This window comes from Streptomyces sp. NPDC006430, from assembly GCF_040612395.1.
Classification (GTDB): Bacteria; Actinomycetota; Actinomycetes; order Streptomycetales; family Streptomycetaceae; genus Streptomyces.
The window spans coordinates 64,505-87,157 of record NZ_JBEXQA010000006.1; the positions used below are offsets into that span (position 1 = coordinate 64,505).

27 protein-coding genes and 2 pseudogenes are annotated in these 22,653 nt (G+C 65.5%); 17 read left to right on the plus strand and 12 right to left on the minus strand.

Translation table 11 applies throughout. The annotated features are described in order from the left end of the window. Positions 1-36 precede the first annotated feature (36 nt). The 3 genes from ABZZ20_RS11595 to ABZZ20_RS11605 all read right to left on the minus strand — a co-directional run bounded on the left by ABZZ20_RS11595 (position 37) and on the right by ABZZ20_RS11605 (position 1,855). Positions 37-705 (minus strand): DUF305 domain-containing protein, encoded by a 669-nt coding sequence (locus ABZZ20_RS11595; protein ID WP_356869210.1) that lies wholly within the window; start codon positions 703-705, stop codon positions 37-39. Further along, positions 702-1,355: a DUF3105 domain-containing protein gene (locus ABZZ20_RS11600; protein ID WP_356869211.1), complete on the minus strand. Its 654-nt coding sequence runs from the start codon at positions 1,353-1,355 to the stop codon at positions 702-704. The genes ABZZ20_RS11595 and ABZZ20_RS11600 overlap by 4 nt, the downstream gene beginning before the upstream one ends. Positions 1,356-1,426: 71 nt before the next feature. Next, positions 1,427-1,855 carry a hypothetical protein gene (locus tag ABZZ20_RS11605; protein ID WP_356869212.1) on the minus strand — a complete coding sequence of 143 codons (429 nt, stop codon included), beginning with the start codon at positions 1,853-1,855 and terminating at the stop codon, positions 1,427-1,429. Positions 1,856-2,029: 174 nt separating this feature from the next. On the opposite strand from ABZZ20_RS11605, the gene ABZZ20_RS11610 reads away from it, so the two are divergent. Beyond that, a complete protein-coding gene (locus ABZZ20_RS11610) occupies positions 2,030-3,391 on the plus strand; it encodes a glutamine synthetase family protein (RefSeq protein WP_356869213.1) in 1,362 nt (453 codons plus the stop codon). Positions 3,392-3,460: 69 nt separating this feature from the next. Here the strand turns inward: ABZZ20_RS11610 and ABZZ20_RS11615 are convergent, their stop codons facing one another. Beyond that, positions 3,461-4,009: a hypothetical protein gene (locus tag ABZZ20_RS11615; RefSeq protein WP_356869214.1), complete on the minus strand. Its 549-nt coding sequence runs from the start codon at positions 4,007-4,009 to the stop codon at positions 3,461-3,463. A 123-nt stretch (positions 4,010-4,132) separates the two neighbouring features. On the opposite strand from ABZZ20_RS11615, the gene ABZZ20_RS11620 reads away from it, so the two are divergent. The 3 genes from ABZZ20_RS11620 (at position 4,133) to ABZZ20_RS11630 (ending at position 6,669) form a co-directional block, all read left to right on the plus strand. Continuing rightward, positions 4,133-5,167 carry an IS3 family transposase gene (locus ABZZ20_RS11620; RefSeq protein WP_356869215.1) on the plus strand — a complete coding sequence of 345 codons (1,035 nt, stop codon included), beginning with the start codon at positions 4,133-4,135 and terminating at the stop codon, positions 5,165-5,167. A 199-nt stretch (positions 5,168-5,366) separates the two neighbouring features. Continuing rightward, a complete protein-coding gene (locus ABZZ20_RS11625; protein ID WP_356869216.1) occupies positions 5,367-6,437 on the plus strand; it encodes an IS110 family transposase in 1,071 nt (356 codons plus the stop codon). Between the two features lie 22 nt (positions 6,438-6,459). After that, entirely contained in the window at positions 6,460-6,669 is a 210-nt protein-coding gene (locus tag ABZZ20_RS11630) for an integrase core domain-containing protein (RefSeq protein WP_266390321.1), read from the plus strand. 18 nt (positions 6,670-6,687) lie between these two features. Here the strand turns inward: ABZZ20_RS11630 and ABZZ20_RS11635 are convergent, their stop codons facing one another. Genes ABZZ20_RS11635 through ABZZ20_RS11645 form a run of 3 tightly spaced genes read right to left on the minus strand, consistent with a single transcriptional unit; the run spans position 6,688 to position 7,782 of the window. Next, the gene (locus ABZZ20_RS11635) at positions 6,688-7,116 is read right to left on the minus strand and encodes a hypothetical protein (protein ID WP_356869217.1); all 429 of its coding nucleotides are present in this window, start codon (positions 7,114-7,116) and stop codon (positions 6,688-6,690) included. A 19-nt stretch (positions 7,117-7,135) separates the two neighbouring features. Next, positions 7,136-7,585: a hypothetical protein gene (locus tag ABZZ20_RS11640; protein WP_356869218.1), complete on the minus strand. Its 450-nt coding sequence runs from the start codon at positions 7,583-7,585 to the stop codon at positions 7,136-7,138. A gap of 8 nt (positions 7,586-7,593) precedes the next feature. Further along, a complete protein-coding gene (locus ABZZ20_RS11645) occupies positions 7,594-7,782 on the minus strand; it encodes a hypothetical protein (protein ID WP_356869219.1) in 189 nt (62 codons plus the stop codon). A 104-nt stretch (positions 7,783-7,886) separates the two neighbouring features. Between ABZZ20_RS11645 and ABZZ20_RS11650 the strand changes: the two genes are divergently transcribed. Then, complete coding sequence (locus tag ABZZ20_RS11650; protein WP_356869220.1) at positions 7,887-8,978, plus strand: IS630 family transposase; 1,092 nt, start codon at positions 7,887-7,889, stop codon at positions 8,976-8,978. Between the two features lie 24 nt (positions 8,979-9,002). On the opposite strand, the gene ABZZ20_RS11655 is transcribed toward ABZZ20_RS11650, so the two are convergent. Then, positions 9,003-10,238, minus strand: a complete 1,236-nt coding sequence (locus tag ABZZ20_RS11655) for an IS701 family transposase (RefSeq protein ID WP_356869431.1) — start codon at positions 10,236-10,238, stop codon at positions 9,003-9,005. Between the two features lie 161 nt (positions 10,239-10,399). Here ABZZ20_RS11655 and ABZZ20_RS11660 point away from each other — a divergent pair, with 161 nt between their 5' ends. After that, positions 10,400-10,768: a hypothetical protein gene (locus ABZZ20_RS11660; protein ID WP_356869221.1), complete on the plus strand. Its 369-nt coding sequence runs from the start codon at positions 10,400-10,402 to the stop codon at positions 10,766-10,768. Between the two features lie 793 nt (positions 10,769-11,561). Here the strand turns inward: ABZZ20_RS11660 and ABZZ20_RS11665 are convergent. The 3 genes and pseudogenes from ABZZ20_RS11665 to ABZZ20_RS11675 form a co-directional block, all read right to left on the minus strand. Beyond that, positions 11,562-11,762 carry a hypothetical protein gene (locus ABZZ20_RS11665; RefSeq protein WP_356869222.1) on the minus strand — a complete coding sequence of 67 codons (201 nt, stop codon included), beginning with the start codon at positions 11,760-11,762 and terminating at the stop codon, positions 11,562-11,564. Between the two features lie 29 nt (positions 11,763-11,791). Next, positions 11,792-12,042: pseudogene (locus ABZZ20_RS11670) on the minus strand (hypothetical protein). Between the two features lie 136 nt (positions 12,043-12,178). Next, positions 12,179-12,622, minus strand: a pseudogene (locus ABZZ20_RS11675) (cell division protein FtsK); the annotation flags it as partial. Between the two features lie 197 nt (positions 12,623-12,819). On the opposite strand from ABZZ20_RS11675, the gene ABZZ20_RS11680 reads away from it, so the two are divergent. The 10 genes from ABZZ20_RS11680 to ABZZ20_RS11725 all read left to right on the plus strand — a co-directional run bounded on the left by ABZZ20_RS11680 (position 12,820) and on the right by ABZZ20_RS11725 (position 20,780). Beyond that, entirely contained in the window at positions 12,820-13,425 is a 606-nt protein-coding gene (locus ABZZ20_RS11680; protein WP_356869223.1) for an IS3 family transposase, read from the plus strand. 34 nt (positions 13,426-13,459) lie between these two features. After that, the gene (locus tag ABZZ20_RS11685; protein ID WP_356869224.1) at positions 13,460-13,708 is read left to right on the plus strand and encodes an integrase core domain-containing protein; all 249 of its coding nucleotides are present in this window, start codon (positions 13,460-13,462) and stop codon (positions 13,706-13,708) included. Positions 13,709-13,740: 32 nt separating this feature from the next. Continuing rightward, positions 13,741-13,959 carry a hypothetical protein gene (locus ABZZ20_RS11690; protein ID WP_356869225.1) on the plus strand — a complete coding sequence of 73 codons (219 nt, stop codon included), beginning with the start codon at positions 13,741-13,743 and terminating at the stop codon, positions 13,957-13,959. A gap of 432 nt (positions 13,960-14,391) precedes the next feature. After that, positions 14,392-15,435, plus strand: a complete 1,044-nt coding sequence (locus tag ABZZ20_RS11695; RefSeq protein ID WP_356869226.1) for a putative dsRNA-binding protein — start codon at positions 14,392-14,394, stop codon at positions 15,433-15,435. A gap of 31 nt (positions 15,436-15,466) precedes the next feature. Then, the gene (locus ABZZ20_RS11700) at positions 15,467-16,006 is read left to right on the plus strand and encodes a winged helix-turn-helix domain-containing protein (protein ID WP_356869227.1); all 540 of its coding nucleotides are present in this window, start codon (positions 15,467-15,469) and stop codon (positions 16,004-16,006) included. Continuing rightward, positions 16,003-16,533: a transposase gene (locus ABZZ20_RS11705; protein ID WP_356869432.1), complete on the plus strand. Its 531-nt coding sequence runs from the start codon at positions 16,003-16,005 to the stop codon at positions 16,531-16,533. The genes ABZZ20_RS11700 and ABZZ20_RS11705 overlap by 4 nt, the downstream gene beginning before the upstream one ends. Positions 16,534-16,630: 97 nt before the next feature. Then, a complete protein-coding gene (locus ABZZ20_RS11710) occupies positions 16,631-18,292 on the plus strand; it encodes an ATP-binding protein (RefSeq protein WP_356869228.1) in 1,662 nt (553 codons plus the stop codon). Next, positions 18,289-19,497, plus strand: coding sequence for a response regulator (locus ABZZ20_RS11715; RefSeq protein ID WP_356869229.1), 1,209 nt, complete (start codon positions 18,289-18,291; stop codon positions 19,495-19,497). Before ABZZ20_RS11710 ends, ABZZ20_RS11715 begins: the two co-directional genes overlap by 4 nt. A gap of 178 nt (positions 19,498-19,675) precedes the next feature. Continuing rightward, a complete protein-coding gene (locus ABZZ20_RS11720) occupies positions 19,676-19,792 on the plus strand; it encodes a glutamine synthetase (RefSeq protein ID WP_356869230.1) in 117 nt (38 codons plus the stop codon). A gap of 208 nt (positions 19,793-20,000) precedes the next feature. Beyond that, positions 20,001-20,780 carry a class I SAM-dependent methyltransferase gene (locus ABZZ20_RS11725; RefSeq protein WP_356869231.1) on the plus strand — a complete coding sequence of 260 codons (780 nt, stop codon included), beginning with the start codon at positions 20,001-20,003 and terminating at the stop codon, positions 20,778-20,780. A 115-nt stretch (positions 20,781-20,895) separates the two neighbouring features. Here ABZZ20_RS11725 and ABZZ20_RS11730 read toward each other — a convergent pair whose 3' ends face one another. Further along, the gene (locus tag ABZZ20_RS11730) at positions 20,896-21,093 is read right to left on the minus strand and encodes a hypothetical protein (RefSeq protein WP_356869232.1); all 198 of its coding nucleotides are present in this window, start codon (positions 21,091-21,093) and stop codon (positions 20,896-20,898) included. A 175-nt stretch (positions 21,094-21,268) separates the two neighbouring features. Here ABZZ20_RS11730 and ABZZ20_RS11735 point away from each other — a divergent pair, with 175 nt between their 5' ends. After that, positions 21,269-22,648: a hypothetical protein gene (locus ABZZ20_RS11735; RefSeq protein WP_356869233.1), complete on the plus strand. Its 1,380-nt coding sequence runs from the start codon at positions 21,269-21,271 to the stop codon at positions 22,646-22,648. Positions 22,649-22,653: the final 5 nt, after the last annotated feature.

Here is a 22,653-nt window from a genome sequence, read left to right on the forward strand (position 1 = left end):
GAGGACGCCCTCCCCCCACCGTACGGGCGGGTCCCGTCACCCGCGCGGCGCAGCCCCGCGCTGTTTCAGCATGTCCGCCATGAGGGTGAGTTCCGACTCCTGAGCCTCGACCATGCCCTGGGCCAGCGCCCGCTCCGCGGGGGTCCCGCACTGCGTCGCACAGCCCCGGGCCATCGCGACGCCGCCCTTGTGGTGGTCGGTCATCAGCTGGAGGTAGAGCACCTCCGCGTCCCGCCCCTCGGCGGCGCCGAGCTGTGCGAGCTCCTCCTTGGTGGCCATGCCCGGCATCAGCGCGCCGGGTTTGGTGGTGGCGCCGCCCATGTCGTGCCCGGAGTGGCCGTCGTGCCCGGTGCTCCCCATCCAGGACATCGGCTGCTCGTCGGCCACCACCTTCGGCAGCCCCCACAGGTCCAGCCAGCCCAGCAACATGCCCCGCTGGTTCGCCTGGGTGTTGGCGATGTCGTACGCGAGCCCGCGGACGGGCTCGTCCCGGGTGCGGTCGCGCACGATGAAGGACATCTCCACCGCCTGTTGGTGGTGCACGGCCATGTCCCGGGCGAAACCCGCGTCCGGCGAGTACAGGCCCGGCGCGCGGGCCGGCGCACCTGCTCCTTCACTGCCGCTCGCGGCGGCGACCGTGGCCGCCACCGCGAACGCCAGGGCGAGCAGGACGGCGGTACCGGACGCCCAGTACGTACGGTTCACTTCTCGGCCAGCCCGTTGGTGCAGGCCGCGCCCGGCTCGGGGGTCTGCGGGCCCTGCACGTACTTGGTGAAGAACTGCGCGACCCGGGGGTCGTCCGCCTTGTCCACCGTGAGCTGCTTGCCCCAGGCGCTGAGCACGATGGCGCCCGCCTGCTCCTTGACGGGGCTCATCAGCGTGTACGGGGTCTTGGCCACCGTCCCGGCGAGCTTGTCGAGGTCGCCCCGGGCAGCCTTCTCGTTGTACGTCACCCAGACCGCGCCGTGCTCCAGGGAGTGGACGGCGTTCACCTCGGGGACGGGGTTCTTGTAGACGTCGCCGTTGCAGTTCATCCAGCGGGGGCTGTGATCGCCGCCGACCGGCGGGTTCATCGGGTACTTCACCGGGGTCTCGACGTGGTTGCGGCCCAGCGTCTTGACGTCCCAGGTCTGCTCGCCGGTCACAGGGGCCTTGCGGGCCGCCGCCTCGGCGTCCTTCTTGTCCTTCTGGTCGATCATCACCCACGCGCCGAAGCCGACGAGTCCGGTGACGACCGCGGCCGAGGCCGTGATCGCGACGGCCTTGTTGCGCCGGTCGCGGGAGCGCTCGGCGCGGCGCATCTCGGCTATGCGCGCCTGGCGGGAGGTGGTGTCGGAGGGTGTCCTGCTGACCATGTGCCCTGGTTCCTTCTGCTGAGGGGGTGGAGGGATGGATCCGGTGGAGCGCGGTACGGCGCCCGGACCGGTCAGGTCCGCAGCACTTGGAGGGCATGGAGGTCGGGGGCGCGCGCGAGGGCCCCGTGCGGCCGGGCGGGCGCGCCGCCGGCGGCCTGGGCGACGGGATCCGGGAGGGAACCCGCCACGGGCACGGCGGGCGGCGGCGCGGGCATGACGCCGGGCGTCACGTGCGAGAAGGGGGAACAGCCGGGCAGCTCGTCGTGCGACACGCAGACGGCACGGGCTCCCTGCGGGTACCCGTGTCCGTATGCAGCAGCGGCGGCAGCGGTGGCGGTGGTGGCGGACGCGCCTGTAGCGGTGGTCGCGGCGTGCGGTTCACCCGGCCGTACGCACAGGAACAGCGCCGCGACCAGCACAGAGAGGGCGATCGTGATGACGGCACGCCGAGGGAAGTGACGCCCGGTGCGCCCGTGCCGCGTGTGCTCCCAGCCCCCCATGGGCGCAGATGGTAATGCTCATGACGGTCCCGAGGTCAGTGCGGGGGTGCCACGACCTTTCGGGGGTGCGTAATGTGGCCGAAACCGCGGCTGGCGATACTGGGCCCGCCCGACTGTGCCCCCCGCCCTCGGGGGAGGTGGTGCACAGGCCGTCTGAACTGCGAGGATGAAGGCATGGACAAGCAGCAGGAATTCGTCCTCCGGACGCTCGAGGAGCGCGACATCCGCTTCGTGCGCCTGTGGTTCACCGACGTACTGGGCTTCCTCAAGTCCGTCGCGGTCGCCCCCGCCGAGCTGGAGCAGGCCTTCGACGAGGGCATCGGCTTCGACGGCTCGGCCATCGAGGGCTTCGCGCGGGTCTACGAGTCCGACATGATCGCGAAGCCGGACCCGAGCACGTTCCAGATACTGCCGTGGCGCGCCGAGGCGCCCGGGACCGCCCGGATGTTCTGCGACATCCTCATGCCGGACGGGTCGCCGTCCTTCGCGGACCCGCGTTTCGTGCTCAAGCGCATCCTGGCCAAGACCTCGGACCTGGGCTTCACCTTCTACACCCACCCGGAGATCGAGTTCTTCCTGCTGAAGGACAAGCCGCTGGACGGCACCCGCCCGGTGCCGGCCGACAACTCCGGGTATTTCGACCACACTCCGCAGAACGTGGGCATGGACTTCCGCCGTCAGGCGATCACCATGCTCGAATCCATGGGCATCTCCGTGGAGTTCAGCCACCACGAGGGCGCCCCGGGCCAGCAGGAGATCGACCTGCGCTACGCGGACGCGCTCTCCACGGCCGACAACATCATGACCTTCCGCCTGGTGATGAAGCAGGTCGCACTCGAACAGGGCGTCCAGGCCACCTTCATGCCGAAGCCGTTCTCGGAGTACCCCGGTTCCGGCATGCACACCCACCTCTCCCTCTTCGAGGGCGACCGCAACGCCTTCTACGAGTCGGGCGCCGAGTACCAGCTCTCCAAGGTCGGCCGCTCCTTCATCGCGGGCCTCCTGCGCCACGCGGCGGAGACGGCCGCGGTCACCAACCAGTGGGTCAACTCCTACAAGCGCATCTGGGGCGGCTCCTCCCGCACGGCAGGCTCGGGCGGCGAGGCACCCTCGTACATCTGCTGGGGCCACAACAACCGCTCGGCCCTGATCCGCGTCCCCATGTACAAGCCGGGCAAGACGGGGTCCTCCCGCGTCGAGGTCCGCTCGATCGACTCCGGCGCCAACCCGTACCTCACCTACGCCGTGCTCCTGGCAGCCGGCCTCAAGGGCATCGAGGAGGGCTACGAACTCCCGGCGGGCGCCGACGACGACGTCTGGGCCCTCTCCGACGCGGAACGCCGTGCGATGGGCATCGAACCCCTCCCGCAGAACCTCGGCGAGGCCATCGCCCTGATGGAACGCAGCGAACTGGTCGCCGAAACCCTCGGCGAGCACGTCTTCGACTTCTTCCTGCGCAACAAGAAGCAGGAGTGGGAGGAATATCGCTCGGAGGTCACGGCCTTCGAACTCCGCAAGAACCTCCCGGTGCTGTAACCGCAGGTCAGAGCCCCTTCGGGGCATGCACGACGGCCGACGGCACTCAGCCGCCGGCCCGGACCCGTCTCACCCCTCCCGGGCCGTCTGTGGGCCGTCAGTCGCCGGACCGGCGGCTCGGTAGACCTCATCCACGGCCCGCAGGGTGCGCTCGTGGCTGCTCGGCATCAGGTGCGTGTACACCCGGAGCGTGAACCCGGGGTCGCCGTGTCCGAGGTACGTGCTGAGCGCCTTGATGTTCTCCCCGGAGTCCAGCAGCACGGACGCGTAGAAGTGCCGCAGCGCGTGCATACCGTGCTCGCGCGAGGCCTGGTGGCGCTCGCCCGGTCGCGGCTCCGGGATGACGCCGGCCTGCACGAGGGCGAACTTCCACACCCGGGTGTTGAAGTCGGTGCGCCGCACCGCGCCCCCGCCCGGCAGGGAGAACAGCAGCCGCTTGGTGACGAGCGGCCCATCCGGCTTCAGCCAGGGAAGCGTCACGTCCACCGGGGGGAACTCCTCGCGGTGCTCCCGCAGCACCTGACCGATGCGGCGGGGGAGCGGCACATCCCGTTCCTTCTCCCGCTTGGGCGGACCGAAGACGAGGTGCCCATTTGCCACCTTCACCTGATTGGCCACCCGGAGCCATTCACCACGGAAGTCGTCAGGATCGTCGGGCAGACCAAAGATTGAGCTGCACCCAGTTTCATGGAGTCCCTGATGCCAGGGTTACGATCCTGGCGAAGGAGAACCACCAGCACCATGGCAGCACCGCGTAAATACCCGGACGAACTGCGCGAGCGCGCGATCCGCGAGGTCCGTACCACCGGCCGCCCGATCGCGCACGTCGCGAAGGACCTTGGCATCCACAAGGAAGCTCTGCGCGGCTGGGTCCGGCAGGCCGAGGCCGATCGTGGCGAGCGGGACGACCGGCTCACCACTGCCGAGCTTGACGAGTTGAAGCAACTCCGCAGGCAAGTAGCGGAGTTGAGGCGAGCGAACGAGATCCTGAAAGCCGCCTCGGTGTTTTGCCCAGGAGATCGACCGTCCCCGGACGAGGCCGAGCAGGTGATCGACCACCTGCGTGGACACGGCCTCGGGGTCGATCCCATCTGCCGGGTGCTGGAGCTGTCGCCGTCGACGTACTTTGCCCGCAAGAAGCGTCCGAAGTCGGCCCGCCGGCTCCGGGACGAGCAACTGATGCCGCTTATTGAGGAGGTCCACGCGGAATCGGGCGGCACCTACGGTGCCCGCCGGATCGCACGGGCCCTGGGGCGCAAAGGTGTGGTGGTGGCCCGCTGCACCGTCGAGAGGCTGATGGCCGAGCTGGGCCTGGAGGGCGTCATCCGTGGCCGGCGGCGCCGGACCACGGTTGCGGAGCGGTCGGCGCCGCGTCCGCCGGACCTGGTCGACCGCGACTTCACGGCCTCACGGCCGGATCAGCTGTGGGTGGCGGACATGACGTATGTCCGCACCTGGTCCGGGTGGGCGTATGTGGCGTTCGTCCTGGACGTGTACTCGCGGATGATCGTCGGCTGGCAGGTCGCGAACCACATGCGGACCGAACTTCCGCTGGATGCTCTGGAGATGGCGTTGTGGAGGCGCGGGATCAAGAAGGACTCAGGCTTGATACATCACAGCGACCGCGGATCGCAATACGTATCAATTCGGTATACCGACCGGCTCGCCGACATCGGCGCCTCCGCGTCGGTCGGCTCGGTCGCGGACTCGTATGACTGTCGGTCTTCTCGCACCGGATCCCGCAAGGATCGGGTAGCCCCGGCCGAGGCGGTCTGACTCTTGCTTACGACTGACCCCACGGGTGTCCTGGCGTTGATCTGTCGACCGCCCGGCCGGGCACGCAGCAAGCGCTGCCGCCGGACGGATGTGACCTGATAAGAGCCTGGAGCCGACTCACCAAAGCGTCCCCGTGACAGTCCTGTCCGTCCGACCGGCGACAGCGTGACCTCCCACGCTACCGGCCGGAAGGAACATCGTGCAGACCATCGAGCAGCCTAGGTCCGGGCATGTCGTGATCGGTGTCGACACGCACAAGCACGTCCACGTCGCGGCGGTGATGGACACGATCGGCGGGATCCTGGCCACCTTGACCATTCCCACCGACGCCGGTGGTTTCCAGCAACTGCTGGACTGGGCGGCCCCGTTCGGCCGAGTCCTGGCGTTCGGGATCGAGGGCACCGGTTCCTACGGCGCCACACTGACATCGTTTCTCCGCAGGAACGGCCACAAGGTGGTCGAGGCAGGCCGGCCGGACAGGCGTCTTCGACGGATGAACGGCAAGTCCGACACCCTGGACGCCGAGAACGCCGCCCGCGCCGTGCTCGCCGGGTTCGCGACCGCCATACCGAAGAGCGCCGACGGCGAAGCGGAGATGATCCGCCGGCTCAAGGTGGCGCACGACCAGGCTGTTGAACAGCGCGCCGCGGCAATGGTCACGATGAAGGCGATGCTGGTCCACGCCCCGGACACCCTGCGCCGGGAGACCGTGGGAAAGACACAGATCACACTGGTGCGGCAGCTGGCAGCCTTGCGTCCTCGCCGCCTGGAAGGACCCGAGGACGCACTGCGTCACACGCTGCGGACGCTCGCCAAGCGGTGGCAGTACCTCGACGCCGAGGCCAAAGAACTGACGAAGATGATCGGCGACCTGGTCAAGCGGGCCGCTCCACAGCTGCTCGAGCCGTTCGGCATTGGGGTGGACACCGCCGCAGAAATCCTCGTCGTCGCCGGCGACAACCCCGAGCGGATCAAGTCCGAAGCCGCTCTCGCCAAGCTCGCGGGCATCGCTCCCGTGCCCACCGGCTCCGGCATGACCAGCGGCAGGCATCGCATCAACCACGGCGGCCACCGACAGCTGAACGCCGCGATCTACCGCACCGTCATCGTCCGGATGCAATTCCATCAGCCCACGATCGACTACGTCGCCCGCCGCACCACCGAAGGAAAGACGAAACGCGAGATCATCCGCTGCCTCAAACGCTACGTCATCCGCGAGGTCTACCACCTTCTCCGACCCGCCCCACAGACACGCCAAACAGCCAGTTGACAACTATAGGAGCGTCAACGCGATGGCCGAGGCGCTGAACGGAACCTTCAAGGCCGAGCTGATCGAGATGCAGGGACCCTGGAAGGACGTCGACCAGGTCGAACGGGCGATCTTCCAGTGGATCACCTGGTACAACGAAGAACGTCTCCACTCCGCGCTCGACTACGTGCCGCCGGCCGAGTACGAGGAAGCCTTCTGGCGGAGCCAGGAGCAAACCCCGCAGTCCGCCTGAACCAATCAAGATCGGACTCTACGAAACTCGGGGCAGCTCATCCGGGTGGTCCAGCGCGCGGGCGCCGTCGAGGTCGATGAGGCGGCGGGCGGCTTCGTTGGCGAGCGTTGCGGCGTCGCCGCCCACGGGGTCGTCGTCGGTGAGGGCGATGCGGTCCAGGAGGGCGGCCTTGCGGAGCCAGAATTCCCGGACGTGGACACCGTGGAGGCAGTCCCGGGCCCCGCGGGCGGTGCAGCCAATCTCGCTGATGATGCTCGGGGCTTTGGCGTATGCGGTTTCGGGGGCCGGCCACCGAGTCATCGCCTGCTCGGCAGTGACGTAGAGGCGCACGCGGTCGCCATCGCGGGCGGGGTACTGGCGGACGGGTCCCGTCGCGAATGCCTCGGACAGGGCTTTGGTGATCTCGGGGGCTTCGGGCTTGGTGCAGATGACCCGGATCTCGAACACGGGCTTCTCCTTCTGGGCTTCAGCCGTGGAAGTGGTTGCGCTTGAAGACGGCCCGGCGGATGTTTACGACCGTCCCGTCCTTGCCGCGGTCGTGGTCGCCGAGGACCTGGGTGGCGATGAAGCCGCCGAAGATGACGGCAGCCAGGATGATGAGCTGCTGGATGAGCGCGGCGACCGCGGCGATGAACGTGGTCAGGAGCATCAGCCCACCGCAGGCCGCGGCGAAGCCGATGCCGCCGAGGGCGATGTTGACCGCGAGCGGGTTGATGGCGCGACGTTCCCGGACGGGCTCGGGGGCCTTCGTCGGGTTGATGGTGTAGCCGGTGATGATGCGGCCGTCGGGCAGCTGGATCGTCTGGATGTCCGGGACGACGAGGGGCTGCTGAGCGGCTGCCGGCGTCGGGACGGGCGGCGCCAGGGGAACCGGGTAGTGGATCTCGGTCTCCCGACAGGTGGGGTCGTGGTTCACGGTGCCTCCTACAGGTTGGGGATGGCGTTGATGACGGCCTGGGCGAGCTGGTTGATGGGGGTGGCGGCGCCGGTGGAGGCGAGGAAGAAGCCGAACATCACGGCGATGAAGGTGCTGCCGTATCCGAGCGTTCGGGAGCGCAGGAGGAAGAAGAGAACGAGTCCGAAGATGGCGACGAGGGAGAGGGTGATGGCCAACGCGCATCTCCTTGCTTGGCTTGTGGTTGTGGGTGCGCAGGGGGTTGGTGGCTGACTTTCTAGTGTCCTGAGTCTTTATTTCGCTTTAGAAGTAGGCTGGGCTCATGGCGCGTATGGGTCGGCCGACGGTCGAGGTGGTTCTGACGGATGAGGAGCGAGAGACGTTGCTGCGCTGGTCGCGGCGGGCAACGTCCTCGCAGGCTCTGGCTTTGAGGTGCCGGATCGTGCTCGCGTGCGCTGATGGCGCCTCGAACACCGCAGCGGGAACGGAGCTTGGGGTCCACCCGGTCACGGTGGCCAAGTGGCGCAAGCGGTTCGCGGCCGACCGGCTCCAGGGTCTGTCCGACGAGCCGCGGCCCGGTCCACCGCGCACCGTGAGCGACGAGAAGGTCGAGGAGGTGGTCGTGCGAACCCTGGAGAGCGCTCCGAAGAACGCCACTCACTGGTCGACACGCGAAATGGCCGCGGCCAGCGGCCTGAGTCAGTCCACCGTCTCGCGGATCTGGCGGACCTTCGGCCTCAAACCGCACCTGGTGGACACCTTCAAGCTGTCCAAGGATCCGCAGTTCATCGAGAAGGTCCGCGATGTCGTGGGCCTGTATCTGGACCCGCCCGAGCGGGCCATCGTCCTCTGCGTGGACGAGAAGTCGCAGATCCAGGCACTGGACCGGTCGGCGCCGGTGCTGCCGATGATGCCGGGCATGCCCGAGCGCCGTACCCACGACTACCTGCGCGGCGGCGTGACGACCCTGTTCGCTGCCCTGAACGCGGCCACCGGCGAGGTCATCAGCTCGCTTCACCGCCGACACCGCGCGGTGGAGTTCAAGAAGTTCCTGGCCAAGCTGGACAAGGAGGTCCCTGACCATCTCGACGTCCACCTGATCTGCGACAACTACGCCACCCACAAGACGCCCGCGATCCAGAAGTGGCTGCTGGCCCATCCCCGGTTCCACATGCATTTCACCCCGACCAGTTCGTCCTGGCTTAACCAAGTGGAGCGCTGGTTCGCGCTGCTGACGGACAAGCAGATACGGCGTGGCGTCCACCGGAACGTTCAAGCCCTGGAGAAGGACATCCGAGCCTGGATCGCCGACTGGAACGACAACCCGAGGCCCTTCGTCTGGACGAAGACCGCTGACGAGATCTTCGAACGCCTCACCGGATATCTGAACCGAATCAAAGACTCAGGACACTAGTACTCCAGCCGTAGATCGTGATCTTCATCCTTGGGTGGCTTGTCGCCGGAAGTGGCTGGCCTGGGATCGTGCCTGGTGGCGGCGTCGCCAGTCGGACCAGCCGAGCCGGTGGACGATGTCGTGGGCGGGTTGGGTGACGAGCGCGATGAACAGGCGCTGGATCTCGTTGCAAGTGAGCGGTATCAGGGTGTCGGGTGCGGGGTGGTGGGCATGTTCGTCCGCGCGGACGACGGCGAGGAAGGCGTGCGCGAGCATGGCGAGGGTGACCCAGCGGGACCAGGACGTGTAGCGGCGGACCTGGTGCTCGTCCAGTGCGGCCAGGCCCTTGCCGGACTGGAAGAACTCCTCCACTCGCCACCTTGATCCAGCGACTCGCACCAGCTCGGCGAGCGGCACCGGTTCGGGCGAGTGGCAGCGGTAGTAGGCGAGTTCGCCGCTGCTGCGGTTTCGACGGATCAGCAGGTGGCGGCTGCCGGGTCGGGGGTCGGCGAGGTCGATGACAGCCCAGTCGTAGTAGCGGTGGCCCTTCGCCCCGGCCCCTGCGGAGAGCTTCTGCCAGGCCCGCTTGGGCACCTTCTTGGCCAGGGCGTCCGCGCGGAACTTCCCGGCACCGGTGGTGGCTTCATGCGAGCACGCGACCGCGAGGACGTAGCCGGTGCCGCGTTCCTCCAGTGAGGTTCGCAGCTTGGGGTTGCCGCCGTAGACCTCGTCGCCCGCAACCCATGCGACCCGATGGCCGGCATCCAGGAACCGGGCGACCATACGGGCGGCCAGTTCCGGCTTGGTGGCGAAGGACGCCTCCTCCGCGAGGCCCGCGGCACGGCAGCGGTCGGCATCCGAGGACCAGGAGCGCGGAACGTACAGTTCCCGGTCCACCGCGGCGTGCCCGCGCCGACCCGCGTAGACCAGGTAGACAGCAACCTGGGCGTTCTCGATCCTGCCGGCAGTGCCGGTGTACTGACGCTGGACTCCGACGGTGTCCACGCCCTTCTTCACGTCGCCGGTCTCATCGACCACCAGCACCGCCCGGTCATCGTGCAGGTGCTCCACCACGTAGCCACGCATGTCGTGGCGTACCTGGTCGGCGTCCCACTTGGCCCGGCCGAGCAGGTGCTGCATGCCGTCCGGGGTGGCTTCCCCCGCCCACTCGGCGATGGTCCAGCAGTTCTTGCGCGGCAGGTCTGCCAGTAGGCCGAGTACCAACTGCCGCACCCGCCGTCGGGGTTCGACCCGCGCGAACCGTCCCGCGATGCGGCCCATCAGGCCCTCGAACGACTCCTGCCAGCGGGCAGGGTCTACGCTGTGACCTGCGGCTACTGTGTGATCATCTGTCTTCACGTACCGATGATCAACCCGTACCCGTCTCCGCAGCGGCCCTACGGCCAGATCACGAACTATGGCTGAGTGCCAGGAGGACTGCGATGGCGATGCCCCCGTGGTGGCACGATCTCCTGGCGGTCAGCGACGAGTTGGTCATCGTCGATGACGATCTCCCACCGACCTTCCTGCTGGCTAAATTCGGCGAGGTGTTCGCCGCCCACGCATCCGAACTGACACACGATCATCGCAGGCGAGTGCTGAATCTTCTCGAGCAGGTGCTGACGGACGGCACCGAGAAAGATCAGGCACTGGTCGCCACCGGCTTCCTCGAGGCACTGCTCAACGCCTGGGACGAGGGGTTCGAGCTGCGGACGGTCTGGGATGACCTCGGCCCAGAGTCCCAGGCGCACTGCCTGGCCTGGAACAAGTTCGCAGGCGTCGACTCGCCGGATTGGATGCGTCTCCGTTGACCCGCCGGGTCTGACCTCGGACAGTGGAGTGATCTGTCCGAGGTCAGAACAATATCGTTGCGTCCACCCGCCTCCGGGGCTGCCCGCGGGCGAGATCACGATCTACGGCTGGAGTACTAGTGAGTACCGGCTGACGAGCCGAATGCCGCTGACCAGGGAAGATGCGCCCAATGGAGCTCGGCTGCCCGTGTCTCCGCTTGCTTCCTTTACCTGCGACCTTTGAGTGTTTGGTAGGTGCGGTCGCCTGCCAGGTGCGGCATGATGATCACTAACTTGATTGGTCCCGCCGCAAGTTGGGCGGTGGAAGAGGGGGCATGAGAATGCGCGGGAGAGTGTTCGGGCGAGTAGCGGCGGTTCTGGCAGTGCTCTGCGCCAGCCTTGTTGTGACCACACCGGCGCATGCGGCGGGTAACGGCTGCAGCGGGAACCTGATAGAGACGATGCGTCTGACGACACCTGGGACGCTGACGGTTGCTGGCTACTACTACCTGTATTACGACGCAAGTACGGGTGTGAACTGCGGCGCCGTAGTAGCAACGGCCGCTGGTGGCTATGGCGTTCCTAAGCGGATGATCGCCGAAATCCAGACCTGTCTCACTGGTCCAGGAGAATCGTGCAACTCCGTCGGCGAAACGGACCGAGACGATGGTCAGTACAGGTACCAAGCGGGCCCTGTAAGTGTCCGGGCCGACGGCTTGTGCATCGCGATCACGGGAGATATCCAGTACAACGGTGTCTGGTCTGAGGTGTCCACACACGCCTTCCACTGCGGCTAAGTGCCGACCGCACCCGGTCAAGGCCTCCGCCTGCTGCGGCGGGCGTCCTCGCGGGCCTGGGCCTCCTCGCGGATGCGGTCGATCTCGTTCTCGATGGCCTTGATGGACTTGCCGCGCTGCTGGCGGCGGACGGCCTTGGTGCCGAGGTAGAGGACCCGGGCGAGTTCGCCGAGGCTGTGCGGGTCCTTGTCGGTGAACGCGTACTTTTCGCGAGCCATGACGTTGTGCTCCCTTGGGATGTCGGGGTTCAGCGGGTGCCGGTGCGGTGGACGTGGACGGCGCGGTTGTAGATCCAGCGGCCGACGCGGATGCGCTTGCCGGTGGCTGGCAGCGGCGGCAGGCCTTGCCGCGCTTGGGCCGGCCCTTGCGGTCGGTCCGGGCGAGGTAGCCGAAGCCGCGGCACTTGAGGCAGTTTCCGAGCGGTGAGGCCACGCAGGTTGCGATGTAGCTGAGCGTGAGCAGCAGGATGAGAGTGCTAGCGGTGAGGAAGAGGGTCAAGGGCCTCCCCGGCCGGTTTCAGGGCGTGTGGGAGTAGGCCCGCTAGGGGCTAGCGGGCTGATCAGGTGGCATATGGGGCGCTAGCGGTGCCGCTAGACCTAGCGGGGTGTGCTGCTAGGCCTAGCGGCGCTCTGTGTTAGCCCGCGTCCCGCTTGCCGTCACGCTCCGCAATTGCTGCGGCGATCCGGGCGCGCTCGATGCCGCGCCGGTTGGCACCCTTGCCCTCGTCGGTCTTGCCCCAGACCTGTCCGGTGGGGATGCCGTGGGGCTTCAGGGCGGCGGCCAGACCCTCGGGGTCCCAGCCGCCATAGACGTCCGGTCGCAGCTCGGCGAGACGCGAGACGACGATCTCGGACCAGACCTTGGGCTCCTTGGCCGGGACGACGGCGAGGATGTCGGCGAGCAGGTCGTACGCGGACCGCTGGTTGTGCTCGGGTTCCTGGCCGAGGGCGTGGCCGCTGAGGGTGCCAGCGGTCTCACGGGCGGCGCGGGCTCGGTTGCCGATGGCTTCGGCGGTGGGGGCGTCCGCGTAGACGGAGGAGACGATGCGGGCGTCCGCTCCCTCTCCGACGACGTAGTGTGGGTCTCGCGGGCTCGCAGGGTCGGCGAGACCGGTACCGGCCAGATGGTGGAGAACGAGGAACTGGCCCGGTTGCGGCGGGAGAACGCCCAGCTGCGGAAGGACAACAAGGAGCTGGTCATGGAGCGTGATGTCCTCAAACGCTGCATGGTCATCTGGGTGAAGTAGCTGCGGCGGACCCGGCGGCTGTCGTCGGGGTGATCAGCGACCAGAAGACCGAGTGCAACATTCCGTATCGCGTCTCGTGCCGTGCTCTGGGAGTGTCGGAGGCGTGGTTCTACAAGTGGCGCCGACGCCCTTGTCGGCCGACGAAACGCGAGGTCAGACGGGCCGAGCTGGCAGAGAGGATTCGTCACTTCTTCGACCGTTCCGGCAGTGCGTACGGCTCGCCGAGGATCACGCTGGATCTGTGGGAGGAGGGCTGGCAGGTGTCGCAGAACACCGTTGCGGACATCACGGCCGAGCTCGGCCTTCAGGGCCGCAGACCGCCCCGCCGACGCAGGTCTCTGACACGGCAGGGCAAACGGAAAGCCGCCCCTGACCTGGTGCCTCGCGGGTTCGACGCCATCGCACCCGACGTGCTGTGGTGGGGCGACATGACCGAGATCGACACCGGCGAGGGCAAGCTCTACCTCGCCTCCGTCCACGACGCGTTCTCCCGCCGGGCGCTCGGCTACGCCATGGGACCTCGGCACGACACCGCGCTGGTCAGCGCCGCGCTGCAGATGGCGATCGCCACCCGGGGTTGCGAGGTGGATGGCGTGATCTTTCATTCGGACCGCGGCTCGGAATACAACCAGTGAGGCGTTCCAGCAGCTCTGCGGCCGGTGGGGTGTCGTGCAGTCGATGGGGCGTGTGGGGTCGGCGCTGGACAACGCCGCCGCTGAGTCGTTCCACTCTGTGCTCAAGGTCGAGTACGTACACCGGCACCGCTTCGGCACCCGGGCCGAGGCGAGGCTGAAGATCACAAACTTCTACAACACCAGGCGGCGCCACAGCGCGGCCGGCGGACACCCGCCCGTCACGTTCGAGAACACCATCCGAGAAGCACGCGACCACACCGGTCACCAGGACCAGGCTGCATAACCAAGGTCTCTACGAAACAGGGGATTGACACCTTGGAGCCTTGCTCCGAACGCCGCTCGCGCCCCCTCAGCTGCACCCAGCTGATTCTCCGCTCCCTCATCCGCCGCGTCGTCATCGCTTGGCGCGAACCCAGCATCCTCGTGGCCGAATGCGTAGGCGTCGAGACCCTCCGCGAAGCTGGAGTCAAAGTTGTTGAGCTTTCGAACCTTGCTGCGGAGGCTCGTGCTGTGAACGCCCACTTGCTCCATTGACCCGGAAAGCCAACTACGCGACGTCCGTCCGCTGTCCCACCGAGGTGAAGCCTCCCAGGCGCTTCTCTTTTCTCGGAAGTCGATCCGGCGCGACCCAACTCGCCATACAATAGCGTGTCTTGACTGGTAATCAGCGTCAGGGGCGAGATGGCCACACCTACCTTCGGCGATGGACTTAAGCAGGCTCTGCAAGGCGTTCCGGAGCGCCTCATGGAGCAACGGGTCCGTGACGCCGCTCCTGCCCTGCACCACTTGCGGACCCTAGGTTTGACCTCCCCACGACCGGGTCTGCTTAACGCTGTAGCGATTTCCCTAACACATGCCTCTTATCATCAAGAAAGCGGTAACACTTCGCCCGAGTTGACAAGGGTGGCAATTCATGCCCTGAATCGCCTTGGGGGAGCCTTTCTGCAGAAGGCATCTGCTGCAGAGGTGTACCACAACACCGAATCCACCTCATCCGGCAAGGTGAGTAAAAATGTCGGCGAGATCCTTTCATCCTTCTCAGTATGGGCGGCCGAGCAAGAGTGGGTCCGCAACTCGGCGGCCTTGAGCGCAGGCCTGGACTCACAACAGCTACCACCGAAAGTCTCGGGTGACCTCGTCCGTCAGCTCCTGGGCGCGCTATGTCTCGAAAATGAAGAGAATCTTGCCGCTCGGCTACTACGCGACCTTTTCGAATCGGTGAGACGTAATCAAGAGTGCGGTATCGCCGACGCGAAAACGACACTTCAGGAATATTTGGGCGGTCGAGAAGCTGCCTTGTATGAATACGAGCAGGGAGGTCCGGATCACGCCACAGTGTTCCGTGCCGTCGTGACTGACTCTAAAGGTAGGAAGGGAACGGGTGACGGAAGGAGTAAAAAGGCAGCGGCCCAGCATGCCGCATTGGATTTCCTTCAACGTCACGCCGATCCCGCTCTTTTCAGGCCTGTTAATCGAAGCGCACGAAGGCTACCCGCACTGGAGATTCCAGGTCTGGAATCGCACAATCGGACAGTGCGACGTGTGCAGGAGCTCTTCTCGCTGCCTGTGACTGCGCGTCCGCTTATTTGCCAAGCGCTGGTTCATGCATCCTGGGCATACGAGAACCGATCAGCTATTGCAAAATGCGGCCAACAGGACCATCAGGTTCTAGCTCATGTCGGCTCTTGGGTGCTGATCTACGAGCACTACCTCGCTGTTGCCCGACATGCTGTGGCAAACCCCTCGGAACATCCAGTGTTCGCAACGCTTCCCGACCGCATCTACGACACTGCCTTCTATGAGACCGGCCTCCCGTCTGCCTTACTCCTTGGAGTCGGACAGAAGGCGAAGGGCGTGCCTGAGGAGGTGGGGTCCAACACGTTTCAAGCATTGATCGGTGCCGTTGCTGCGACAACTGGATTTACTGGGAGCCTAGCCGGCAGGTGGCCGAAGGAATGGAGTCAGGTGTGGCAGCTACTGAGGTTGAACTCGTGGTGTCGTAGGGGCTGACGGCTCGTCGCCCGTGCGGTATCACCGGGGCATGCGGTATCCACAAGGGGGCGGGCTGACCGCCGAACGTCAGCAGTTTCGCGAGGGGTTACGGCTTCAGGCGGCCGAGCAGTTCGCTCGGGGTGAGGCCAGTGCGGTGATCGCGAAGGACCTGCGGGTAAGTGTCCGGTCGGTGCAGCGGTGGCGGCGGGCATGGGACGAGGGCGGTCCGCGGGCTCTGCGGTCGCAGGGGCCGGCATCGCTGCCGAGGCTGAGCGAGAAGCAGTTCGCGCAGCTGGAGGCGGAGCTGGCCAAGGGACCTGCAGCGCATGGCTGGGAGGACCAGCGGTGGACCCTGGCGCGGGTCAAGACGGTGATCGGCCGGCGCTTCCACCTGACCTACACGATCCAGGGCGTTCGGAAACTGCTGGTCCGCAACGGCTGGTCCTGCCAGGTCCCGGCCCGACGCGCGATGGAGCGGGACGACGCCGCGGTGGCCGGATGGGTCAAGGAGGTCTGGCCCTGCGCGGAAGACTCGCGGCGGCCCGTGGAGCCTGGCTCGTCTTCGAGGACGAAGCCGGATTCTCCATGACGCCGCCGCAGGCCAAGACCTGGTCACAGCGCGGCCGGACCCCGGTGGTGAGGGTCCGTGGCCGCTCCCGCAGACGGATATCCATCGCGGCGCTGACCTGCTTCAAACCCGGCCACCGGTCCCGGCTGATCTACCGGCCGCGACGGGACGACGGCCAGCGCGACGGGCGCAAGAGCTTCTCCTGGCGCGACTACCGAGACCTGCTGATAGCAGCACACCAGCAGCTCGGCGGCCCGATCGTGCTCATCTGGGACAACCTCAACGTCCACAAAGCCTCCGACCTGCGGCAATGGGCGGCAGACCGCGAGTGGCTGACCATCTACTACCTCCCGCCCTACGCGCCCGACCTCAACCCCGTCGAAGGGATCTGGTCCCTCCTGCGACGCGGCTGGCTGTCCAACGTCGCCTTCTCCACCCCCGAACACCTCGTCCAGCGCATCCGGCGGGGCCTACGGCACATCCAGTACCGCGGTCACCTCATAGACGGATGCCTCGCCGAGACCGGCCTGACCATCAGACCCGCCTGAGCAACCATGTGACATCACGAGTTCAACCTCAGTAATTGCCCCTATTGGTCGGCGACCTCTAGATCCCACGTCTCGACTTCAGCAAGCCGCAAGCGCCATGAAACTTCGCACGGATTTTACGTATGGGATGTCAGGTCCAGATCATGCTCGTAAGTATGCGGCTACCCTGATTCTCAAGAGTCCTGCTTTGGGTCTCGAAATGGCGGTAAATGGCACCGGTGAAGCCGGTAAGACGCCAGCCAAGCATGCAGCTTGCCAGGTAGTGCTCGATATTTTGGAGCGTTTGGCTGATGAGTCCAGCGCGCGTGATTTCGATCCTTCAATAACGCGGGAGTACGCGCTCGCCAGGTTCCTCCTGACCCAGCAAGCGTTTCTGCTGGATACTGCACCCGTGCCGGCGCCAAGGTGGATCGACCTTCAGCTCTTCGGGTTCCACCTCGCTTCAGACGCCTCTGCGTTGGTCGCCTGGGCTGCTGCGGTCGATAAGCTACTGGAATTGAAGGTGAACCTTCGAGTTGAAAGCTACTTGTGGGTCGCATTCAGAAATGTCATCGAATCGTCGGCCGATCCGCAGCACACTCTCGACACAGTTCTGTCTCGATCGATGGATCTGCTGGAACAGGCTCAGGATCCGGAGGAATTGGAGCCTCAACTCCTTCATCGCCTAGTGCATCTTTGTGATTTGCATCGATGTCTTGGGGTACAGGATTCAGATGTAGACCTGCCCGAGCTCATACGCGACTGGCAGCTCCTTTATCGAGGAAGACTGACGGTTAATACACCGTCCCCCGATGTGCGACTTTCGGGCCGCCAGAGAGCGATCCTGGATGCGGCTCTTTCAACAGTCGCTGCTGCTAGGGGAGCAGTCCTGGTGGAGATCGTTGGCAGTCACCCTATGCGGCTACGGTTTCAATCAAGCGTTCCGCTTCCCCAAGCCTTCACCAGAGAAATCTGTGCCCTGTGGTCTCGCGTCAGTCGGACAGCCACCCTCGAAGCCACCGAGTGCGGCATTGACGTATCCGTTTCCGTGCTGAGGACGTCAACAGGGCGGGGCCCAATTGTGCAAGCCGTCGAGGCGGCGCTGCAACCCGCAGCCCAGCCGTATCGCGCTGCTGTCGCCGACCTGCTCCACGACCTTAAGAATCAGTTGGTTGCCGCACGCAGTGCTGCCTCGCAGCCAGCTGAAGGCCGGACCGCCCGTCTCCAGCAACAGCTCACTGCCAGTCGGCACTTAGATGAGGCTCACTCGCTTGCACAGCGAGTGAGAGCTGCATCTTCGCTGCTCGAGCCCGCAGGGAACGAAAGTGTCGACCTCGGACGTTTCTTGCGTCAGTACGCCAGACGTATGCTCGATCGGCTTCCCGGCACCATATCGCTTTCGATTCCCGACGCAAGCACCTCAGTTCGCGTCGCGCTCAGCGAACGGTCTGTAACTGCAGTTCTCGACAACCTAGTCGGGAACTCAATTGAAGCCCTCAGTCGCGGTGGCGCTATCACACTGGCATGGACAGCGGACGAGTATGAAGCCGTCGTTGAAATTGCAGATAACGGCCCTGGGCTTCCTTCGCAGGTCGCTGCCGCCCTTGCCGACGGGCAGCGAATCCAAAGCACCAAGCCGGGCGGAAATGGGCTTGGTCTACTCAGCGTGCGGTCTCTGCTGGCCAGAGCCGGCGGGCAACTCAGCCTCGCTAGCACGCAGGTCGGAACCGCATGGCTAGTGACCTTGCCAATCGCTACTAACGCATCGGAGCCTGAGTGATTCAGCATCTCAGTGGTGCTCACATCCTGGTCGCCGATGACCAGAATGACGTGGCACGCACCCTATGTCGGCCATTGCAGAAAGCTGGTGCGCGATTGCATTTCGCCGCCGATGGTCGCACTGCACTAGAGGAGATCTCATCTCGCCCTCTTGATTTGATCCTCATCGACATGAAGATGCCGCCTAATGAGTGGGGTGGTCTATGGCTGTTGAAGCAGCTTCAGGAAGGGGGGTGGCGTCTGCCGAGTCTGGTGCTTTCCGGTGAGGGGTCGAAAAAGCAAGTGGTCGAGGCATTGCGGCTGGGGGCCATCGACTGGATTGATAAGGATGATGCGGGAGAAGAGCTGCTAGAGCGATGTGTAAAGGTGCTCGCGGACCGCCTCGCCCAAGCGCTTGCCGTCGCTGCGGGGGACCTTCCAACCCCTTTGGCCTACCGAATTGCTCGATACGAGCGGACGGCCGATCTCGAAAAGAAAACTGCAGAAGGACTCCATGCATTGGAGTCGATATTTCGATTTGCGGCCTTGCTCGGGTTGAGCACTACCTCACCCGCGCCGCTCGCCGGTATCACGCCTGTGCGCCTCGCGTCACCAAGCATGGGCACCTGGTTCGATATTTGTGCGGCCATAGCCAAATTGTCGGGAGCGGGTAGTGATTTTACCCGAATGATGTCCTGGCTGGTTCCGGGTCGATCTGAGCACCAGTCGGTGCAAGAGTTTATTTCCGTGCGGAACAATCTCGCTCATGGTCGGGGTACCCCGACGGCAGAACAATCTGCGGAGCTCGACTTTCTGCTGCGTCGATTCGCGCATCGAGCAGCATCGTCATGGCGCGCAGATATGGTTGTTCCAACTTCCATGACCTACGACGGCAACGTGTACAGCGTTGATGTCCTCAGCCTCAGAGGTACAGGGAAGCCAATCCCAACCTCTATAAGGGTCCAGAAGGCAGTAATTACCGGTCAGGTATTTCTCATTCCGCACGGATCTGAACCTCTTCCGTTGGCCCCGTGGATACTCGCACACACAGGATCGGGTTCCGACTCTGTCCGATGCCTTCACTTCGATGGTGTGCAACGCGGCAAGTCGAGTGCGACCTCTGCTGCACCGTTCAGATTCTCGACGTCGGACGAGGAATTGGACGCCCCGTCGGTTAGTCACCCTCAGGCGACAGCGCATGCACTGGCCGAGTGGGCCACACCTTGATGAAGCACCGTGCTGTGCCGGGCACAGGGTCGCTCGGGCAGGGGGCTTGCTGTGGAGTAAGCCGGGCTCAGCCATCTTGTGGCTGGGCCGTCTGCGGGCCGTCGGCGGGCGACCCGCGATAGCCCACACCGCCGAACGTCGACCACTGTCAAGGTGGTCTCAGCAGTTCCGATAGCGGTTGGCCGAAGTCATCAGGACGCAGCCTCAGTTCCTGCGCAACAAGAAGCAGGAGTGGGAGGAGTACCGCTCGGAGGTCACGGCCTTCGAACTCCGCAAGAACCTCCCGGTGCTGTAAGGGCAGGTCAGAGCCCCTACGGGCCGCGCACGACACTCCGGGCCGGTGGTCACTGACCACCGGCCCGGAGCCGTCTCATTCCCCCTGGGCCGCCTGCGGGCGGCCAGGGCAGCCGCGGATGCCTCCTCGTCACCGGCCTGCAGCCGCACCAACAGGTGCCGTTCCATAGGGCCTGCCCGGCGGAACGTGTGAGTACTAGGGTGCGACGATGGAACTGGAACGCTTAACCGCCGAGCCCGAGAGCTTCGCCCAGCCTGCAGATCGGGACCGGGTGAATGACTACGACAGCTTCGCCGAGGCGTACTCGGCGGAGAACGAGAACAGCCTCGTGAACGCGTACTACGAGCGGCCCGCGATGATGGCCCTCGCCGGTGACGTGGCCGGCCGTCGGATCCTGGACGCCGGCTGCGGCTCGGGTCCCCTGACCGCCGCACTCCGCGACCGCGGTGCCGTCGTCACCGGCATCGACGCCAGCGCCGGGATGCTGGCGTTGGCGAGGCGGCGGCTGGGTGACGACGTGGCCCTGCACGTGGTCGACCTGAGCGACCGTTTGCCGTTCGCCGACGGTGCGTTCGACGACGTGGTCGCGTCGCTGGTGCTGCACTACCTGGAGGACTGGGGGCCGACGCTGGCCGAGTTTCGGCGCGTGCTCAGGCCCGGTGGGCGGCTGATCGCATCGGTTGACCACCCTTTCGTGGCCTACACGATCCAGGATCCTCGGCCCGACTACTTTGCGACCACCAGCTATACCTTCGACTGGACGTTCAACGGGCAGTCCGTCCCGATGAGGTTCTGGCGCAGGCCGTTGCACGCGATGACCGCTGCCTTCACCACCGCCGGCTTCCGTGTCTCCGTGATCAGCGAGCCGCAGCCCGCCCCGGCCGCCCGTGAACTGTTCCCCGACGGCTTCCCTGACCTTTCGACCAAAACCTGCTTCCTGTTCTTCGTCGTCGAGGTACCGCCGTCGGCCACCGGCTCGGACGAGTAGCGGGAAGACGTAGGGGCGTTGGCTGAACCTCGTGGCCCAACGGGCACGCTCCACCGCTCAGGGCGGTAGTCGGTCCGGACGGCCGGTCCGGACGGCGGTCGCGGGAACGGTCGGGTCAAGGAACGGATTCTCCGCTGTACTGTCCGCCGACACAGGTCCACAAGCCGGAACTGGAGTTGTACTCCACGCTTCCGCCACCGGTCGTGCACTTCTGCCCGTCGACGCCGGGTGCGGCGGCCTGTGCGACAGGGCCCATGGCGCCGAGAACGGCCAGTATCACGGCGGCGGTGAACCCGAGAAGTCGTATGCGCATGGGGGGCTCCTGTAAGAAGACCGATATGCCATGACCAGCGTCACCCCGCACCATGTCCGGGGCGCCTCCTGTTACTCCAATCGGGTGACGGGTGCGCCCCCGCGTTAACGCGGTGAGGGCCCCCGGGGCGCGCTCTGCGGGAGCGTTCACCGCGTGCAGGCAGCAGGCTGAAGGCATGGAGAACATGCCCGCGGTATCCGTGGGTGCACCGGACCGCATCGGCTTGCGGAATGTCATGATCAACGGCAAGCCCTTGGGGAAGGTGTGGTCCCCCAGGGAACTGCAAAGGCTCCTGCAACGCGCCGGTTTGGGATTCGAACACGACATCCGTTGGCTCGGCGGAGACAGCACGGTCTGGCCGGACCGCCCGTGGCGGCGACGAACGACCGGCGCCTTGGTGACAGTGGGCCTCCTGGTGACCGCCGGTGTGCTCATCAAGATCGGCCTGGCGGACATCTTCAATGCCCTGACCTACGCCGGCAGGATCGCCGGAACGACCTTCCTGCTCTTGGCCCTGGTGGTGGCGGTTGCCGCAGTAGCCACTCTCGACTATTGGCGCAAGCGGAAGGTGAAATACTCCGGGCCGGTCATTCTGTTCGGCGTCCTGATTTCCCTTGGCGTCAGTTCGCTGTTGCTCATCGTGCAGATCGTCGGCGGGCTGTACACCCATTACCTGCCGCTTTGGGTGGCCCTTGTCCTCTGGTCCTCATGGGCCCTGTGGATGCTGGTCCGCCGCCGGGCGTGGAGGGGAATGCGCCATCCCAGACGCATCGCGATCGGGGCGGCTGTCCCCGCCCTCATCGCCGTCGCCAACCTGACGTACTCACAGGTCTACGTGCCCTACGTGGTGTCTCCGCTGGTGGAGAGTGCGGCGGAATTCAGGACGCCAAGTTTGAACCGGGAAGGGACGAAGATGTACCTGCCGGTCCATTTGTCCGTGAAGAACTCCGGCCAGGTTCCGGTCTACGTCCTCGGTAGCATCTACTGGGTCCGCGGCGAGTCTGAGGGGATGCAGGACAGGCTGATCGACTCTCAGGAGTTCGTCACGCCGCCGGGCCGGGTGTTGAATCCCGGAGAAGAGTTTGCGCAGGACGCTGTAGTCGAGATGGAAAATCCCGGCAAGTCCACCTTCAGGTCAGTCAGTGTCGTGACCGAACTCTATTTGATCAGAAAAGACAGAATGACGATGACTTCCGATTACGAGCGTTCCCGGGAGTGGGCCGGAACGCTCAGGAAGGACGGCAGGGACAAAGATCCTCAGGGGCCGCCCGGCGAATATTACAGATATCAAGCCGAGATCTCGAACAGCGATGAGATCCTCAACGTGACCCGAGGGCGGCAACGCGTGACGCTATGGTGGGTGTATCGCCCTGAATATCCGTACATCTACGTGGATGTGGCACCCCCGGGCGAAAGGAAAGCCTTTGACGCCGGGACGGCCGCCCTCAACGCAGATGCCATTCAACGGTACGGTCTGGCGCGGGTGCGAGGCTCGATGGCGCAGGCACCCTTCGCGGGACTCCTGGAGAAGGCTCAGGCCGAGCGCCCCACCTAAGAGGT